The organism is Streptomyces sp. NPDC089799 (assembly GCF_040684755.1).
Lineage (GTDB): Bacteria > Actinomycetota > Actinomycetes > Streptomycetales > Streptomycetaceae > Streptomyces.
In genome coordinates this window covers 256,064-273,348 of record NZ_JBFBGR010000009.1, presented here as the reverse complement: position 1 = coordinate 273,348, position 17,285 = coordinate 256,064, and the positions used below count along the sequence as shown (strand labels likewise).

Sequence of the window (17,285 nt, the reverse complement as noted above, 5' to 3'; positions counted from 1 at the left end):
TAGTTCTCTCCCGAAGTCTTAGTGGTCCGGAGCCCCATCACGCAAGGGTCTTGCACGCCCTGTGCACCGTATCCACACGGAGCGCCACGCAACAGTTGCTGCCGCGACCCTTGCCACTTCTAGAACTCGTTACTACGTTCAAGTCAGTTTTCTGATGGGCCGTCAGAATTCAGTCGGATCGGATCGGACCAGATCAGATGTGGAGAGCCCGATGACCTGTCCCGCGCTGCCCGAGGGCTTCGACGCCACGGACCCCGATCTCCTCCAGTCCCGCGTCCCCTACCCGGAGTTCGCGCAGCTGAGGCAGACCGCACCGGTCTGGTGGTGTCCGCAGCCCCGCGGCATCACCGGCTTCGACGACGAGGGGTACTGGGCCGTCACCCGGCACGCGGACGTCAAGTACGTCTCCACGCACCCGGAACTCTTCTCCTCCAGCGTCAACACCGCGATCATCCGCTTCAACGAGCACATCCAGCGCGAACAGATAGATGCCCAGCGCCTGATCATGCTGAACATGGATCCGCCGGAGCACACCCGGGTCCGCCAGATCGTGCAGCGCGGCTTCACCCCGCGCGCCATCCGCGGTCTGGAGGAAGCCCTGCGCGACCGGGCCCGGCAGATCGTGGCCGGAGCCAAGGAGGCGGCGGGCGGCGGGGCCTTCGACTTCGTCACGCAGATCGCGTGCGAACTGCCGCTGCAGGCCATCGCCGAGCTGATCGGCGTACCGCAGAAGGACCGCACGAAGATCTTCGACTGGTCGAACAAGATGATCGCGTACGACGACCCGGAGTACGCCATCACCGAGGAGGTCGGCGCCGAGGCGGCGATGGAACTCATCGGCTACGCGATGAACATGTCGGCCGACCGGAAGCAGTGCCCGGCGAAGGACATCGTCACCCAGCTGGTGGCCGCCGAGGGACAGGGCAACCTGAGCTCCGACGAGTTCGGCTTCTTCGTCCTGCTGCTCGCGGTCGCGGGGAACGAGACCACGCGCAACGCGATCAGCCACGGCATGCACGCCTTCCTGACCCACCCCGACCAGTGGGAGCTGTACAAGAGGACCCGGCCTTCGACGGCCGCGGAGGAGATCGTCCGGTGGGCCACCCCCGTGATCTCCTTCCAGCGGACGGCGACGCAGGACACCGAGCTCGGCGGCCGGAAGATCAGGAAGGGCGACCGGGTGGGGATGTTCTACTCCTCCGCCAACCACGACCCCGAGGTCTTCGAGAACCCCGATGTCTTCGACATCAGCCGCGACCCGAACCCGCACCTGGGATTCGGCGGCGGCGGCCCGCACTTCTGTCTGGGAAAGTCCCTGGCCGTCCTGGAGATCGACCTGATCTTCAACGCGCTGGCGGACGCCCTCCCGGACCTCCGGGCGGCCGACGGCGCCCCGCGCCGGCTGCGCGCGGCCTGGCTGAACGGCATCAAGGAACTCCGGGTCGTCCACGGCTGACCGACCCGGCAGTCCGGGACGGCAGGGGCCACACCCTCCACGCCGGGCCCCTGCCGTCTGCGGACGCCTGTGCTCCGCCGCACCCTCGCCCGAGTGGCGGAACGGGTGAGCCGGGCAGATCATGACAGGAGCGGCGATCCAGCCGAAGGGGCGCCGGGGCATTCGTGCCCCGGCGCCCCTTCGGCCTGCGGACCGCCCGCAGCCCGCCCGCAGCCCGCCCTCAGCCCGCCCCAAGCCGGGTTCCCGGTCCGCGGGCCCCGGGCCGTGCGGAGCCGAAAGCGTTATCCGACCTCGTCGTCCCCGTGTCCTGCAGCGGTTAGGTTTCCCCGAGCAACCGAACGACCCGCACCCGAGGGACACCACCACATGCGCCGCACCCGTGCGCTCTTCATCGGGGCCCTCGCCGCGGCCCTGACCGCCGCCTGCACGCCGGGATCCGGTACGGCGGCCAAGACCACGACCGCACCGGCCCCGGCGAACCCGCCGGCCACATCCGCCACTCCCGCCGCTCCCGCCTTGTCGGGTTCGCCGAGCCCTGTCGCCCCTCCGGCAGCACCCTCCCCCTCCGTCTCCGGCTCCTCCTCTCCCCGGCCGTCGGCGACCGCTCCCGGCTCACCCGGCCCGTCGGCCACGGCGGCAGCCACCCCGGCCACCGCCTCGAAGGCCGCGGCCGGGCCGCCCGTACCCACCCGGCTCACGATGACGGTCGGCACACCCGGCGGCCGGCTCCTGCTGCAGCCCGGAGGTCCCGCCCGGGAGTTCACCGTCACCCTGCGCAACGGCAACACCCGCGCCTACCGCCACCTGCTGCTCGCCTTCCAGATGGAGGCCACGCCGGGCGGCACCCTCCCCGGCCACCGCCTGGAGCGCCGCGACCCCGCCACCGGCTCCTGGCGCCCGGCCCCGCTGCGCATCGCCAACGACGTCATGCCGTACGGGCAGCTCACCGGCGGCACCCCGCTGGCCCGGGAGGCGGTCACCACGGTCCGCTACCGCCTCCGCGCCCTCGACGGCGCCCCGGCCGGGCCCAACCCGCTGATCGTGGCGCTCGTCGACACCGATGCCGGCACCGGCCCGGCCGCGGCCTCACTCCCGCAGACCACCCTCGGCTGACCCGGACGACCGTCGGCCACCCCGGCAGGCTCCGCGGCGCCGTTCCGGCCGCCCGGTGCCAGACTGGGAACATGCCCATGCCGATGGCCAGGGCCGCGCTCGACCCATCGCCGTTCCGGGGGCCGCTGGTGCGGCCCGGGGACGAGGCGTACGAAACCTCCCGCCGGGTGTGGAACGCCTCGATCAGCCGCCGACCGGAGCTGATCGCCTACTGCACGGGGGCGGCGGACGTGATCGCGGCGGTCCGGCTGGCCACCACCGGCGCCGGCGCCGGGCTCCCGCTCGCCGTCCGATCCGGCGGCCACAGCTTCCCCGGCCATTCCGTGTGCGACGGCGGCATCGTCATCGACCTGTCGCTGATGAAGGGCGTCCGGGTCGATCCGGAGGCCCGCACCGTGCGCGCCCAGGCGGGCGTCCTGCTCGGGGAGCTGGACCACGAGACCCAGGCGTTCGGACTGGCCGTGCCCGCCGGGATCGTCACCCACACCGGGCTCGCCGGACTCACTCTGGGCGGCGGCATCGGCTGGCTGATGCGCAAGTACGGCCTCACCGTCGACCAGCTGCTGGCCGTGGACCTGGTCACCGCCGACGGCAGCCTGGTCCGGGCGAGCGAGGACGAGAACCCCGGCCTGTTCTGGGGCGTGCGCGGCGGGGGCGGCAACTTCGGCATCGTCACGGAGTTCGAGTTCCGCCTGAACCCGGTGGGCCCGGTCGTGCTGGCCGGCCCGATCATGTGGCGGGTCGCCGACTCGGCCCGGCTGCTGCGCTTCTACCGGGACTGGATCACCGACGTCCCGGACGAGCTGACCACGGCCGTGGTGCACCGCCGGGCCCCGGCCCTGCCGTACGTCCCTGCCGCGCTGCAGGGCGAGCACGTGGTGATGGTGGTGTGCTGCCACTGCGGGCCCGTCGAGGAGGGCGAGCGCGTGGTGCGGCCGCTGCGGGAGTGGGGCCCGCCGCCGGTGCTGGACCTGTGCGCACCCAAGCCGTTCACCGCCCACCAGGCGATGTTCGATCCTTCCTTCCCGCCCGGCCGCTGGTACTACTTCAGGTCCCTGGACGTGGAGCGGCTGTCGGACGAGGTGATCGACACCACCGCGGAGCACGCGGCGCGGATCGTCTCCCCCTACACCGCCTTCCCGATCTTCCAGCTGGGCGGGGCCATCGCCCGGGCCGGGGAGGACGGGACGGCCTTCGGCGGGCGCTCCTCCGGGCACACCTTCAACATCAACGCCACCTGCCTCGACGCCGAGGGGTTCGAGCAGGAGCGGGCCTGGGCGCGCGGCCTGTGGTCGGCGCTGGCCCCGCACCAGGCGGGCGTCTACGCGAACTTCCTGATGGAGGAGGGCGCGGAGCGGGTGGAGCAGGCGTACGGGACCGCGAAGTACGCGCGCCTGCGGGAGCTCAAGGCACGCTGGGACCCGGACAACGTGTTCCGCCTCAACCAGAACGTCCCGCCGGCCTGAGGCGCGTCCCGCCCGGCCCGGGGAGGGGCCCCGGGCTCAGCGGGGCCCCAGCTCGACGGGGACGCCGACCAGCGAGCCGTATTCGGTCCAGGAGCCGTCGTAGTTCTTGACGTCCGGATAGCCGAGGAGCTCGTGCAGTGCGAACCAGGTGTGCGAGGAGCGCTCGCCGATGCGGCAGTAGGCGATGACCTCGCGGTCGGACGTGACTCCCTTGCCGGTGTACAGGGCCTCCAGCTCCTGCGCCGACTTGAACGTGCCGTCGTCGTTGGCGGCCTGCGACCAGGGGATGTTGGCGGCGCCGGGGATGTGGCCGGGCACCTGCGCCTGCTCCTGCGGCAGGTGCGGGGGTGCCAGCCGCTCACCCCGGTACTCCTCCGGGGAGCGGACGTCGACCATGTGTGCGGCCGGGCCCTGCAGCACCTCGGAGCGCATCGCCCGGAACTGCGGGTTCTCCTGGCCGGTGACGGTGAAGTCGGTGTGCCGGTGGTGCGTGACCTCCCTGGTCGTCTCCCGGCCGTCCAGTTCCCACTTCTTGCGGCCTCCGTCGAGCAGCTTGACCTTGTTGAAGCCGCGCAGCCGCATGATCCAGTAGGCGTACGCGGCGAACCAGTTGTTGTTGCCTCCGTAGAGGATCACGGTGGTGTCGTAGTCGACTCCCGCCTCGGACAGCAGCCGTCCGAGGGCCTCGCGGTCCAGGTAGTCGCGGCCCACGGGGGCGTGCAGGTCCGTGGTCCAGTTCCAGCCCACGGCCCCCGGGATGTGGCCCTGTTCGTAGGCGGTGGTGTCCTCGTCCACCTCGATGACGCGCACCGTCGTGTCGTCGAGGTGCGCGGCCAGCCAGTCCGTGTCCACCAGGGTCTCGGGATGGGCGTAGCCGTTTCCACCCGTGGGTGGGGTGCCTCCTGTGGCTGCGGTGCCTCCTGTGGGTGCAGTGCCTCCCATGGCGCTCTCCCTCTTTCTATGTGTGTGCGTGTTCCCCCAACTCCCCCACGCCGCCCCGGATCACGGCCGTGACCGGGATGCCGGCCAGGTCGAGCAGGCTCGCGGCGATGGTCGCGCGGCGTCCGCTGGCGCAGACCGTCCAGATCTCCCCGTCCCTGGGCATCTCGCCCAGTCGGCGCGGCAGTTCGGCGAGGGGGACGGTGAGCGTGCCGGGGATGCCGCCCTCGGGGTGCTCCGGCCGCACGTCCAGCACCCGCGTGCGGTCGAGCCGGGCCGCCAGTTCCGCGGCGTCGGCGGTGCGGAAGGAGCGCACCGGGTGGCCGGCGGCGGCCCAGGCGCCGACCCCGCCCGCCAGGTACCCGGCGGTGTTCTCGTATCCGATGCGGAGCAGTTGGCGGACGGCTTCTGCGGCGGATTCGTCGGCGGGCTCGGGCAGGACGAGCACCAGGCGGGTGCCGAAGGGCACGACCTCGCCGACCAGGCTCGCGAAGCGGTCGTCGAGTTCGAAGCAGAGTGCGCCGGGCACGTGCGCGGCCGCGAAGGTGCGGCGGTCGCGGCCGTCGACGATCTGCGCGCCGCGCCCGTACAGGCCCTCCACCTGTTCGGGGGTCAGCGGACGGAGCGCGGGCACGCCGCCGAGCACCTCGGGACCCTTCCGGTTGATGGTGGCCATGTGGCGGTAGTAGGCGGGGTACGGGGGCAGCCCGGACAGCCTGGTGCGGACGAACTCCTCCTCGTCGCGGGCGGTCAGCGCGGGGTTCGTGAGGCGTTCGGCGCCGACGGTGGTGGTGCGGGCCGCCGAGACCGGGCCGGCCGCGCAGGAGCTGCCCGCGCCGTGCGTCGGCAGCACCCGCGTGGGGTCGGGGAGCAGCGCCAGCCGCCGGACCGTGCGGTACTGGGCGCGGGCAAGCCGCTCGGTGAGGTCGTCGCCGGCCAGGTCGGTGCGGCCGGTGTTGCCGACGAGCATGCTGCCGCCGGTGAACACGGCCGCCGGCGGCCCGCCGGTGCCGTCGAGGACGAGGTAGGCGGTGTGCTCGACGGTGTGGCCGGGGGTCGCCATCGCACGGACGGTCAGGTCTCCGAGGGTGATCTCGTCGTCCTCGGCGAGCGGCAGGTGGTCGAAGGCGTACGGGACGCGGGCGGGGACGGCCACGGTGGCGCCGGTCGCGGCGCGGACCTCCAGGGCGCCGGAGACGTAGTCGTTGTGCACGTGGGTCTCCAGGACGTACCGGATGCGCAGCTTGCGGGCGGCGCAGGACTCCAGCAGGTCCCAGCTGTCCCGCTGGGGGTCGACCAGTGCGGCCTCGTCCCCGCTGACCAGGAGGTAGCTGGTGTCGCCCAGGCCGGTGGTGGTCACCGTCTCGATCCCGTGCACTTCGTCACCGCCTCACACGACGACCACGTCGACCGACGCCACCGGATTGCAGCCGTAGCCGCGGGCGTTCCACGGCGGCCGGACGGGCTGGGTGTCGCCGTGGGTGTCGCTCGCGCGGGCCAGCACCCGGCAGGGGCCCGGGCGGTGCGGGGTCCAGCGGAAGGACCAGGCGGTCCAGGCGTACCGGCCGGCCGGGGGTTCCAGTTCGGCCTGCTGCCATTCCGGGGCCGGGTCGTCGTCCTGGAAGGCGGCCTTCACCTCGACCGCGCACACCCGGAACCCGCCGCCGGACCAGGCCCGGCCGCGTACGACGGTCTCGTGGTCGCGGCGCAGGGCCGTGTCCGGTTCGGGCGCGGTGATGAGGGATTTGACCCGGACCGCGGTCACGGGGCCTTCGGGGGTGCCGCGCGCGTCTTCGTAGACGTACTCCTCGGCCTGGAACACGCCGGTGAAGGGCTCGGTGACGGCCCGTATGCCGACCAGCCACTTCACGTCGGCGACGGCGTACCGTCCGGGGACCACCAGGCGGACCGGGGCGCCGTGTTCGGGCGCGAGGGGTTCGCCGTTCATGCGCGTGGCGAGGAGGGTGTCCGGGTGGAGGGCGGCGGCCCGCGGGAGACTGCGCTCGAAGTGCACCCGGCGGTCGCGGACGGTGCCCGCGTCGGCTCCGGCGAAGACGATCTCCACGGCGTCCGGCCTGATCAGGGCCCTGGCGGCGAGGGCACGGAACGGTACACCGGCGAAGCGGGCGCAGCCCACCGCCCGCTGGTCCCAGGGGAGGCCGGGCGGGCGCGGGGACATCATGCCGCGGCCGTTGCCGGCGCATTCCAGGACCACGTCGAGTTCCCGGTGCGGCAGGGCGAGCAGGTCGTCGTGGCGGAGTTCGAAGGGGGCTTCGACGGCGCCGTCGAAGCGGAGCCGCCAGGTGCGGGGGTCGGGTTCCGGGATGCCGAAGTGGTCGCGGACGAAGAAGGCGCCCACCGGGGTGACCGGTTCGGCCAGCGCGGCCGAGGGCGTCTGGGCGTTGTACGGGTCGGTCGTGACCGTCTCGGGTGCCCAGGCGGTGGCCCCGGGTCCGAGGGGAATCGGCCGTGCGGTCATGGTGGCCCGTCCCTTCCATCGGGCTCCGGGCGAGCACGACGCGGGTCCCCTTCAGTCTACGACCGCGGGGCCGGCCCGCCCGGGGCTGTGGACAGGGCCCCGGCGAGGGCCCGGAGCGGCCTCGCCGTAGGACCGGAGCGGGCCCGGCGAAGGCCCGGAGCGGGCCCGGCGAAGGACCGGCAGGGCTCCGGCCGGGGCCCGGGCGGGGCCCCGGGCCGGCCGCCCCCTACCGGTTGCCCGCGGCCGTCCTGACCTGGGCCTCCTCGCCGCCCGCGGCCGGTGTGGCGCGCTGTGCCGGCACCCGCACGCGCAGCCGCCGAGGCCCGGACAGCACGTACACGAGGGCGAACCCGGCGCCCACCACGCACGCGCCGCCCACCGCGTCGAGCAGCCAGTGGTTGGCGGTGGCGACGATCGCGCACACCGTGACGACCGGGTGCAGCGCCCCGAGCAGCTTCTGCCAGCCCTTCGGCGCCATCGCGACGATCACGATGCCGCACCACAACGACCAGCCGAAGTGCAGCGAGGGCATCGCCGCGTACTGGTTGGAGATGGCGGTCATCGCACCGTACGACGGGTTGGCGAGGTCCTGCGGGCCGTGCACGGTGTCGGTGAAGCCGAGGCCCGGCATGAGGCGCGGCGGCGCGAGCGGGAACAGCCAGAAGCCGAACAGGGCGATGAGCGTGGCCAGGCCCAGGGAGGCGCGGGCCCAGCGGTAGTCGGCGGGGCGCCGCCAGTAGAGCAGTGCCAGGAGGCTCAGCGGGATCACGAAGTGGAAGGAGGTGTAGTAGAAGTTGAAGAACTTCTCCAGCCACTCCGTGCGCACCACCGCCTGGTTGACGGCGTGCTCGATGTCGATGCCGAGCGCCCGCTCCGCGGCGAGGACGGTGTGCGCGTTGTCCTCGGCCGTGGCGCGGCTGTTCGGCGCGGCGGCCCGGATGTGCGAGTACATCGAGTAGCCGACCCGGATCAGCAGCAGTTCCAGCAGCAGGTTGGGGCGGCTGAGCACCCGCCGCCAGCCCGGCAGCAGCGGGATCCGGTGCCACCGGGCCTCGGCCGGGTGCCCGTAGGAGGTGGCCACCGGCTCCCGCCAGTACGGCGAACAGCGCGGCAGGAACGGCACGGCGCAGGCCGCGGCGAGCGCGGCCAGCAGCAGCACGTTGTCGCGTACGGGCGCCAGCGCGGCCATGTTGGGCAGCAGCATCTCGCTGGGCAGGGTCATCACCAGGACCACCGCGACCGGCCACACGGGCCGGTCGGCGGCCCGCCGGCCGACCTTGCCGGCCACCGCGAGCAGCACCCAGAGCAGCTGGTGGCGCCAGCCGGTCGGGGAAACGGCGACGGCCACGCAGCCGGTCACGGCCACGGCCAGCAGCAGCTGGCCGTCACGGGCGTAGCGGACGGCGCGGCGCAGCCCGATCAGGGCGACGGCGCCGGCGAGCACGAGGTACAGGGCCGTCTCGCCCGAGCCGGCCAGGCCGAAGCGGAGCAGTGCGCCGTGCAGGGACTGGTTGGCGAGGCCGTCCGGGCTGCCGCCGAGACGGGTCCCGGCCAGGTGGTCCACCCAGTACGTCCACGAGTCGCGGGGCAGCGTCACCAGGGCGAGGAGAGAAGCGGCGGAGAAGGTGGCCAGCGTGGACCTGGCGGCGGTCCGGCGGCCGGTCAGCCACAGCAGCGGGGCGAACAGCAGCAGGGCGGGCTGGAGGGCGGCGGCCAGGCCGGTGAGGATTCCGGCGGGGCGGTCGCCGGGCACCCGGAACAGGGCGAACAGCACCAGCAGCACCGGCAGCACGGCGGTCTGCCCGGGGAAGGCGGCCTCCCGGACCGGGAGGGAGACCATCATCAGGGTGACCAGGACGGGCGCGGCGAGCAGGGCGGTGCGGCGGGGCACCGGATCGGGCAGGCCGCGCGCCGCCACCAGCCCGACGGCGGCGACGGAGAGCAGGGTGACGAACGTCCAGGCGATCTCCAGGGACTGGTCGGCGAAACCGGTCAGGGGCCGCAGCACCATGCCCGCGAAGGGACTGCCGGTGAACAGCCCGCTGTCGTAGAGCGAGCCGGCCGTCAGATCGGGCAGCCGGATGCCGGTGAGCCACTCGTTCGGTGGCACGCGCAGCACCACCGCGGCCTGCCGCAGGGCGAGTACGGCGGCCAGGCCCCAGAGCACGATGCGCGCGGCCCCCAGCCGCGCGCCTTCGCCGTCGTCTTTGCCTATGACACCGGCATGGCCTTTCGCCCCGCTGTGCTCCGACGCATTCGCCACGCCCCGCCGGCCTCCCGCCCTGTTGCCTGCAACCCCGACTTCGCCTGGCTGCCGCGCTCAATTACCCGGGACGACGATATCCCGGGGCGGAACGTCAACCGGCCCGTCCCGGGAAGGTCGGGCGTGGGGGCTTCCCTAGGATGGCGGCATGAGCATCGTGAAGATCAACGCGCTGACGGTCCCGGCGGAGCAGCGGGAAGTCCTGGAGAAGCGGTTCGCGTCGCGGGCCGGGTCGGTGGAGAACTCGGACGGGTTCGAGTGGTTCGAGCTGCTGCGTCCGATGGAGGGCACGGACCAGTACCTCGTGTACACCCGGTGGCGGGACGAGGCGGCCTTCCAGGCGTGGATGGAGGGGCCGATGAAGGCGGCGCACCAGGGTGGCGCCGGTGGCGAGGGCGGCGGCGAGCGGCCGAAGCCGGCGGCTTCGGGTTCCACGCTGTGGTCGTTCGAGGTGGTGCAGCAGGCGGCCCCGAAGAAGGGGTGACGTCACCTCCGACGTACTTCTCACGTGTGGCGCCGTGGCGAACGGGATCGACCCCGGGTACGGCGCCGTGCGCGGCGTACCCGGCCGTGCGCGGCGTACGCGGCCGTGCACGGGCGTACGCGGCCGCAAGCCGCCGTACGTGGCCATGTGCCGCCGTACGTGACCGTGTTCAGTGCCAGAAGTCGTTCTCCGCGTCGATGTCCTCGCTGCACTGGTCGATGTCGGTGATCTTCCCGCCGACGATGGTGAAGAACAGCCCGGCGTGCATCTCGATGCCGCGGTCCCCCCGGTCGGCGTGCCACTTGTGGACGGCGATGGCGTGTCCCCGCCCGTCGGCCGTCACTCGCTCCAGTTCCACCCGCATGGTGCCCTTCGTCTCCTCGCCCATGCTCCGGTAGAGGTCGAGGACGGCTTCCCTGCCCTTGTGGTGCCCGGACAGCGGGTGGGTACCGGGGACGTGGTGGATGACGTCCGCCGTCATCAGGGTGGCCATCGTCTCCATGTCGCCCTTGCCGAAGGCTTCGTAACCGCGGCGGACCAGGGCACAGTCCGGATGCTGCGACATGACTGCTCACACCCTTCCCGGGATCGGTTTGTATGCCTTTCCCATCATCGGTCCGAGGGTGTGGATATTCCACGCGGCGGACGGGACCGGGCCTCCAGAATGGCGCCATGAACGAGAACAAGATCGTGCATGCGCGCAGGACCTGGTCCGTCACGCCGGAGGCCTTCACCACCCCTGAGGCCACCGCGCTGCGCCGCGCCTATTACGCCGAGGTGGCCGGGCGGTACTGGAAGCGGTCCGTCAGCGAGGCGGAGATCGACCAGGGGATGGACGATTTCCCCGCGGACGAGTTGGTGCCGCCCACCGGCGCGTTCGTGGTGGGACGGCTGGACGGGGAGCCCGCGTCCTGCGGCGGGATACGCCTGCTCGACCCGGCCACCGCCGAGCTCACCCGGGTGTACGTCAGCCCGGACGCCCGGGGCACCGGCGGCGGGGCGGCCCTGCTCACGGCCCTGGAGGACGCCGCGCGCGGGCTGGGCGCGACCAGGATCCGGCTGGACACCCGCACGGACCTGGTGGAGGCCCGCAGGCTCTACGCGAAGCACGGGTACGCGGAGATACCCGCGTACAACTCGGGCCCGTACGCCCAGCACTGGTTCGAGAAGGTCCTCGTCTGACGGACGGTGACGGGGACGGGGGTCAGGCGCATCGTGGGGCTCAGGGCGCTTCGTGGTCGCGGGGGGCCAGCCGGTCGTACGGCTCCTCCGCGTCCGAGCCGCACAGCTCCGCGTTGATCTCCTTGACCAGTTCGGTGAGGTCCCTGGGCCGGTCAGGTCCCCACCAGTCACCCAGCAGCTCGGCGAGCGACTCCTCCCGCGCTTCGGACAGGCGCCCGGCCGCCACCCGTCCCTTGTCGGTGAGGACGAGCGGCAGCCCCTCGCGCCGGGCCAGGCCGCGCTCCTCGACCTGCCGGGCGGCCTCGGTGATGACCCGCAGGGGTACGACGGTCCGCTCGGCGAGCATGGCCGGCTCCGTCGAGCCGTACTTGTTGATCCGCAGCAGCATCCAGCTGGCGGCGGGCATCAGGTCGTAGCCGGCCTTCTCGGTGATCTTCTCGTAGACGTGTCTCTTCCCCTGGAGGGTGCCCAGGACCGACAGGGCCCGGGCGACCTCGTCCCGGGAGGAGCGCTGGACGGGGTTGGAGGCGAGCGTCTCGGTGACGTCGGGGGCGGTCACCGAGGCCCGGAGCGGGTCCTCCTTGAGGAACCAGGCCACGGCGAAGGCCAGGAGCACGATCGGGACGGCGTAGAGGAACACGTCGGTGATGGCGGTGGAGAAGGCGTCGAGGACGGTGGGGCGCAGCGAGGCGGGGAGTTCGGCGACGGTCCGCGGGTCCGCCTCCAGTCCGGAGGCGCTCACGCCGGGCGGCAGCGGGACGCCCGCGAGTGCCTTGGAGAGGTTGTCGTCGAGGCCGTGGATGAAGATCGTGCCGAAGACCGCGACACCGAAGGAGGCGCCGATGGAGCGGAAGAAGGTGGCCCCGGAGGTGGCCACGCCGAGGTCGGCGTAGCTGACCGCGTTCTGCACGACGAGCACCAGCACCTGCATGACGAGACCGAGGCCGGTGCCGAAGACGAAGAAGTAGAGGCTGGTCTCCCAGGTGGGGGTGGTGCGGTGGAGCTGGTGCAGGAGGAGCAGGCCGACGGCGGTGACCGCGGTGCCGGCGATCGGGAAGACCTTCCAGCGGCCGGTGCGGCTGACGATCTGCCCGGAGCCGGTGGAGGAGATCAGCATGCCCAGGACCATCGGCAGCATGTGCACGCCGGACATGGTCGGCGATACGCCCTGGACCACCTGGAGGAACGTCGGCAGGTAGACCAGTGCGCCGAACATCGCGAACCCGATGACGAAGCTGATCACCGCGCACAGGGTGAAGGTGCGGATCCGGAACAGCCTGAGCGGGAGGACGGGTTCCACGGCCTTCCGCTCCACGAACACGAAGGCGAGGAGCAGGATTGCGCCGAGGACCGCGAGGCCGATGATGCGGGCCGAGCCCCAGCCCCAGGTGCCGCCGAGGGAAGCCATGAGCACCAGGCAGGTGGCCACGCAGGCGATCAGGAAGGTGCCGAGGTAGTCGATGGTGTGCTTCGCGCGGCGCACCGGGATGTGCAGGGCCGTGGCGATCGTGGCCAGGGCGATGATGCCGATGGGGATGTTGATGTAGAACACCCAGCGCCAGGAGAGGTGGTCCACGAAGAGCCCGCCGAGGAGCGGGCCGAGCACGCTGGTCGCGCCGAAGACCCCGCCGAAGAGGCCCTGGTACTTGCCCCGTTCGCGGGGCGGGACGATGTCGCCGACGATCGCCATCGACAGCACGATCAGTCCGCCGCCGCCCAGGCCCTGCAGTGCGCGGAAGCCGATGAGCTGGGGCATGTTCTGGGCGATGCCGCAGAGCGCGGACCCGATCAGGAAGAGCACGATCGCGCCCTGGAACAGTTTCTTGCGGCCGTACTGGTCGCCGAGCTTGCCCCAGAGCGGTGTCGCGGCCGTCGAGGCGAGCAGGTAGGCGGTGACGACCCAGGAGAGGTGGGCCAGGCCGCCGAGGTCGCTGACGATCGTGGGCAGGGCGGTGGAGACGATGGTCTGGTCGAGTGCCGCGAGCAGGAGACCCAGCAGCAGGGCTCCGATCGAGACGAGCACCCCGCGGCCGGGCTGCCCGGGGGACGGGCCGGGCCGCTGGTCGGGACCGGGATGGACGGCGGGCGTGGTCTCCTTCTGACCCATGCACTCCTCCTCGGGCCGCTCCTCAACGTCCATGGTGAGCGGTGTGCCCGGTTATGGCCTCCCGGGCAGCGGAGGGCAGTAGGGAGCCGGTGGGGAGGGGGTTACATAATCGCTGGCAGTTGCCAGGGAGGGGTCTGAGTGAGCGCCGAGCGGTGTCCTGAATGCGGTGCCGGGAGAACCGGCTGCGGGTGTGCGCCCTCCACCGGGTACCACCCGCTGCGGATCCGCCCGTACATATCCCTGGCGGACTCCGCTCCCGCCCCCGCGACCCCGGCTCCGGCTCCGGCCGACGACCCGGCCACCCAGGTCCTCCCGCCGGCGCCTCCCGCTCCGGGCCCCTGGACGCCCGCGGCCGGGCCGGCGTACGGCGAGCTGCCCGGGGACGGCTCCGCCGGGACCGGCACGCCGGCGTACGGGACCTCCGTACCCGGCCCTGGCCACACCCCGGGCCACGGCCCCGATCACGGCGTGGGCCACGGCACGGCCGGGGCCGGCGCGGTCGGGTCCGGGGTGCCCTGGGGCGGCGTACCGGCGTACCTGAACCCCGCGTACGACGGCTCCGTACCGACCGGAGCGCCCGTACCGCCCGGGCCACCCGGGCCACCCGGGCCACAGGCGTGGGGTGGCTCCGGCGCGTCCGGCCCGCCGGACGAGACGGTGGTGCTGCAGCCCGTCCCGTCGTACGACCGGCACCGGAAGGCCGCGGCCAGGCGGCGGCGCGGCATGCCCCTGCTGGCCGGCGCGGCAGCCGCCCTGGTGATCGGCGGCGCCGTGGTCGCGCTCGGCACGAGTACGGGCGACGGCGCCCCGGACGCCGACCTGGCCCTGCCCGACCCGAAGCTCTCGGGGGCCGCGCAGAGCGTGGCCCCGGTCGGACCCAGCGCCTCGGCCGCCGGCCCCAGCGACGGCCCGACCGCCTCCCGCCGGCCCTCGCGCGGCTCCTCCCCCTCGCACTCCGCGTCGGCCACCGCGTCGGACGGCGCCTCCCCGAAGGCATCGGCCTCTCCGTCGGCGAGCACCGGCGCCCGGTCCGCCCCGGGCCCCGGCCCGAGCACGGGCTCCCGCCCGCCGAGCCCGTCGCAGGACGCACCCGACGGCACCCTGCGCGAGGGCGACTCGGGCTGGGAGGTCAGGCAGCTCCAGGAGGACCTGGCGCGCGTCCGCTATTTCAAGGGCCGCCCCGACGGGCAGTACACGGGAAAGACCCGGGACGCGGTCGCGAGGTTCCAGCGCGACCGGCACGTCACCGGAGACGCCAGGGGCGTCTTCGGCCCCGCGACCCGCGCCGCCCTGGAGGAAGCCCTCGACGACTCCTACGACGACGGCTACGACGGCTGGGACTGGTAGGGAGTCGAGACCGCTGAGGCCGCTCGCGGTCAACCGGGTGGCGCTGTCGGCCCCATGTTTTGTATCGTGGAGAAACAAAGTGGCTCCGCCCGCATTCCCTGACCGGCGTGCGGAGCCACTTGTTCTCCTTTTCCTCCCCCTGGAGCCCGTCGTGCCGGCCGGCGCCACCCCCGCCGCTCCCGTCGTCCTCACCGCCAGGGCCCTGCTCCTGGACATGGACGGCACCATCGTCGACTCGGACGCGGTGGTGGAGCGCTGCTGGCGGGAGTGGGCGGAGTCGCACGGGCTCGACCCGCACGAGGCCCTGAAGGTCGTCCACGGCCGCCAGGGGTACGCGACGATGGCCGTCCTGCTGCCCGAGCGGCCCATGGAGCTCAACCACGCCGACAACGCCGAGATGCTCGCCCGGGAGACCTCCGACACCGAGGGCGTGGTCCCGGTCGCGGGCGCTCCGGAGTTCATGGCGGCGCTCGGCGCTCTCCCGCACGCCCTGGTGACCTCGGCCGACGAGGCCCTGGCCACGGCCCGGCTGACCGTGCACGCAGCCGCCTGATCCGCTCCGACCGGTACGCCGACACGGGCATGACAGGGCAGGACAGGGCAGGACAGGACAGGACGAAGGGCCCGCCCGGGGCTGCCCGGACGGGCCCTTCGCGTACCTGCGCCGCCCACCGCACGTACCACGCAGGTACGCCGTGGCGCGTCACCGCAGAGGTCAGGCGATGGCCTCGTAGAGCGAGAAGACGGCCAGCGCGGCCATGACCGCCGCGGCGACCTTCGTGATCAGGCGCAGCGGCACGTACTTCATGAGGGTGCGGCCGCCCAGGATGCCGATGCCGGCGACGGCCCAGAGGGCCAGGACCGCGCCGAGGCCGACGGAGACGGGGTTGTCGTACCGGGCGGCGAGGTTCGCGGTCATGATCTGGGTCAGGTCGCCGAACTCGGCGACCAGGATCAGCATGAAGCCCGCCCCGGAGACCTTCCAGAAGGACTGGTCCGCGGGTGCCTTGACCGCCTCCTCGCCGTCGTCCTTCTTCAGCAGCAGCATCGCAGCGCCCGCCAGGAAGAGGACCCCGACCACCGCCTGGACCAGCCGGTGCGGGAGCAGGGTGAGCACGCTTCCGGCGGCGATGGCCAGGGCCACGTGCACGGCGAAGGCGGCGGCTACTCCCGCGAAGACGTAGGAGGCGCGGTAGCGGGTGCCCAGCATGAGCCCGGCGAGGGCCGTCTTGTCGGGCAGTTCGGCGAGGAAGACGACGCCGAACGCGATCGCCGTGACGCTGAGGGTGATCACAGGGGTGAACCTCAATCGGTCGGACAGAACGCTGCCGCACCGAGAGACCTGGTCGTTTCAGGGGTCGCTTCGGCTCGACAGCGCCCTGTGCGTACAAGGACAGGACACTGCGGCCGAAGGTCTCGCTGGCCGACCACCGAACGCGGTCTGCCTCCGGGCGCCGGCTGGGATGACCCAGCAGTATGTCGACGGTCCGGCGAAGAGCTACTCCCCTTCTGCTCCGTACAGAATACGTGACGATTCCGGGGATCCGGAATGGGTCTTTGGTCCCGGGTTGCGGGGGGATGCACACCACGAACCGGCACACCCTCGCCCGGATGCTCAACTTCCGCTTGAGTAGGGCGCGTTGCTCGACTTGATGTGACGTGCCCATGTCGCCACCCTGTCATCTGGCGCCCGCCCCCGTGACACCCGGCGCCACCACCATGGCCGGGCCCCGCCGGGGCGCACGGCCGCACACCCCCCGCACCCAGGGAGCCCTCATGCCCTCCATGCCCAAGTTCTACGCGCGTCGCCTTGGCGTGCTCGCATCAGTCGCCGGCCTCGCCGTCACCGCCCTGATCACGGCCCCCGCCGCCCAGGCCGCCCCGCCCGCCCCGATGAGCGCCGCCGCGGCCCGCGCCTACCTGGCCACGGTCACGCCCCGGGCGGAAGGTTCCTCCAGCGGCTACAGCCGTGACCTGTTCCCGCACTGGAGCACCGTGTCCGGCTCCTGCAACACCCGCGAGACCGTACTCAAGCGCGACGGCGTGAACGTGGTCACCGACTCCTCCTGCGCCGCCGTCAGCGGCAGTTGGTTCTCCGAGTACGACGGCGCCACCTGGACCGCCGCCTCCGACCTCGACATCGACCACGTCGTGGCGCTCTCCGAGGCATGGCGGTCCGGGGCCAGCTCCTGGACCACCGCCAAGCGCCAGCAGTTCGCGAACGACCTCACCCGGCCGCAGCTCATAGCCGTCACCGACAACGTCAACCAGGCCAAGGGCGACCTGGACCCCGCCAACTGGATGCCCTCGCGTACCTCCTACCGCTGCACCTACGCCCGCATGTGGGTCAACGTGAAGCAGTACTGGGGCCTGAGCATGGACTCCGCCGAGAAGAACGCCCTGGTGAACACCCTGAACGGCTGCTGAGGAAGCTCCCCCGGGCGAGGCA

Annotated in this window: 14 protein-coding genes and 1 pseudogene; 8 read left to right on the top strand and 7 right to left on the bottom strand. The window is 72.7% G+C overall.

Going from position 1 to position 17,285, the window contains the following annotated elements; all coding sequences use genetic code 11:
- Positions 1 to 211: 211 nt before the first annotated feature.
- The 3 genes from AB0O36_RS12970 to AB0O36_RS12960 all read left to right on the top strand — a co-directional run bounded on the left by AB0O36_RS12970 (position 212) and on the right by AB0O36_RS12960 (position 4,035).
- The gene (locus tag AB0O36_RS12970; protein ID WP_365108218.1) at positions 212 to 1,456 is read left to right on the top strand and encodes a cytochrome P450; all 1,245 of its coding nucleotides are present in this window, start codon (positions 212 to 214) and stop codon (positions 1,454 to 1,456) included.
- 366 nt (positions 1,457 to 1,822) lie between these two features.
- On the top strand, positions 1,823 to 2,569 hold the full coding sequence (locus AB0O36_RS12965; RefSeq protein ID WP_365108215.1) for a hypothetical protein: 747 nt from the start codon (positions 1,823 to 1,825) through the stop codon (positions 2,567 to 2,569).
- A 71-nt stretch (positions 2,570 to 2,640) separates the two neighbouring features.
- Positions 2,641 to 4,035: an FAD-binding oxidoreductase gene (locus AB0O36_RS12960; RefSeq protein WP_365108213.1), complete on the top strand. Its 1,395-nt coding sequence runs from the start codon at positions 2,641 to 2,643 to the stop codon at positions 4,033 to 4,035.
- A gap of 36 nt (positions 4,036 to 4,071) precedes the next feature.
- On the opposite strand, the gene AB0O36_RS12955 is transcribed toward AB0O36_RS12960, so the two are convergent.
- From AB0O36_RS12955 to AB0O36_RS12940, 4 genes are all read right to left on the bottom strand, one after another.
- Positions 4,072 to 4,977: a sulfurtransferase gene (locus tag AB0O36_RS12955; RefSeq protein WP_365108210.1), complete on the bottom strand. Its 906-nt coding sequence runs from the start codon at positions 4,975 to 4,977 to the stop codon at positions 4,072 to 4,074.
- Positions 4,978 to 4,993: 16 nt separating this feature from the next.
- On the bottom strand, positions 4,994 to 6,352 hold the full coding sequence (locus tag AB0O36_RS12950) for an MBL fold metallo-hydrolase (RefSeq protein ID WP_365108207.1): 1,359 nt from the start codon (positions 6,350 to 6,352) through the stop codon (positions 4,994 to 4,996).
- Between the two features lie 12 nt (positions 6,353 to 6,364).
- Positions 6,365 to 7,453: a sulfite oxidase gene (locus AB0O36_RS12945; RefSeq protein WP_365108204.1), complete on the bottom strand. Its 1,089-nt coding sequence runs from the start codon at positions 7,451 to 7,453 to the stop codon at positions 6,365 to 6,367.
- 226 nt (positions 7,454 to 7,679) lie between these two features.
- Positions 7,680 to 9,716, bottom strand: a complete 2,037-nt coding sequence (locus tag AB0O36_RS12940) for a bifunctional glycosyltransferase 87/phosphatase PAP2 family protein (RefSeq protein ID WP_365108201.1) — start codon at positions 9,714 to 9,716, stop codon at positions 7,680 to 7,682.
- Positions 9,717 to 9,864: 148 nt separating this feature from the next.
- On the opposite strand from AB0O36_RS12940, the gene AB0O36_RS12935 reads away from it, so the two are divergent.
- Positions 9,865 to 10,200, top strand: a complete 336-nt coding sequence (locus tag AB0O36_RS12935) for an antibiotic biosynthesis monooxygenase (protein WP_365108198.1) — start codon at positions 9,865 to 9,867, stop codon at positions 10,198 to 10,200.
- 169 nt (positions 10,201 to 10,369) lie between these two features.
- Here AB0O36_RS12935 and AB0O36_RS12930 read toward each other — a convergent pair whose 3' ends face one another.
- Positions 10,370 to 10,765: a nuclear transport factor 2 family protein gene (locus AB0O36_RS12930; RefSeq protein ID WP_365108196.1), complete on the bottom strand. Its 396-nt coding sequence runs from the start codon at positions 10,763 to 10,765 to the stop codon at positions 10,370 to 10,372.
- 107 nt (positions 10,766 to 10,872) lie between these two features.
- On the opposite strand from AB0O36_RS12930, the gene AB0O36_RS12925 reads away from it, so the two are divergent.
- Positions 10,873 to 11,382 carry a GNAT family N-acetyltransferase gene (locus AB0O36_RS12925; protein ID WP_365108193.1) on the top strand — a complete coding sequence of 170 codons (510 nt, stop codon included), beginning with the start codon at positions 10,873 to 10,875 and terminating at the stop codon, positions 11,380 to 11,382.
- 40 nt (positions 11,383 to 11,422) lie between these two features.
- Here the strand turns inward: AB0O36_RS12925 and AB0O36_RS12920 are convergent, their stop codons facing one another.
- Positions 11,423 to 13,489, bottom strand: coding sequence for an MFS transporter (locus AB0O36_RS12920; RefSeq protein ID WP_365108190.1), 2,067 nt, complete (start codon positions 13,487 to 13,489; stop codon positions 11,423 to 11,425).
- A gap of 138 nt (positions 13,490 to 13,627) precedes the next feature.
- Between AB0O36_RS12920 and AB0O36_RS12915 the strand changes: the two genes are divergently transcribed.
- Both AB0O36_RS12915 and AB0O36_RS12910 read left to right on the top strand, forming a co-directional pair.
- The gene (locus AB0O36_RS12915; protein WP_365108187.1) at positions 13,628 to 14,836 is read left to right on the top strand and encodes a peptidoglycan-binding protein; all 1,209 of its coding nucleotides are present in this window, start codon (positions 13,628 to 13,630) and stop codon (positions 14,834 to 14,836) included.
- Between the two features lie 214 nt (positions 14,837 to 15,050).
- Positions 15,051 to 15,368, top strand: a pseudogene (locus AB0O36_RS12910) (HAD family hydrolase); the annotation flags it as partial.
- 183 nt (positions 15,369 to 15,551) lie between these two features.
- Here the strand turns inward: AB0O36_RS12910 and AB0O36_RS12905 are convergent.
- Positions 15,552 to 16,130: a TMEM165/GDT1 family protein gene (locus tag AB0O36_RS12905; RefSeq protein WP_365108184.1), complete on the bottom strand. Its 579-nt coding sequence runs from the start codon at positions 16,128 to 16,130 to the stop codon at positions 15,552 to 15,554.
- A gap of 491 nt (positions 16,131 to 16,621) precedes the next feature.
- Between AB0O36_RS12905 and AB0O36_RS12900 the strand changes: the two genes are divergently transcribed.
- Positions 16,622 to 17,263 carry an HNH endonuclease family protein gene (locus AB0O36_RS12900; RefSeq protein ID WP_365108316.1) on the top strand — a complete coding sequence of 214 codons (642 nt, stop codon included), beginning with the start codon at positions 16,622 to 16,624 and terminating at the stop codon, positions 17,261 to 17,263.
- Positions 17,264 to 17,285: the final 22 nt, after the last annotated feature.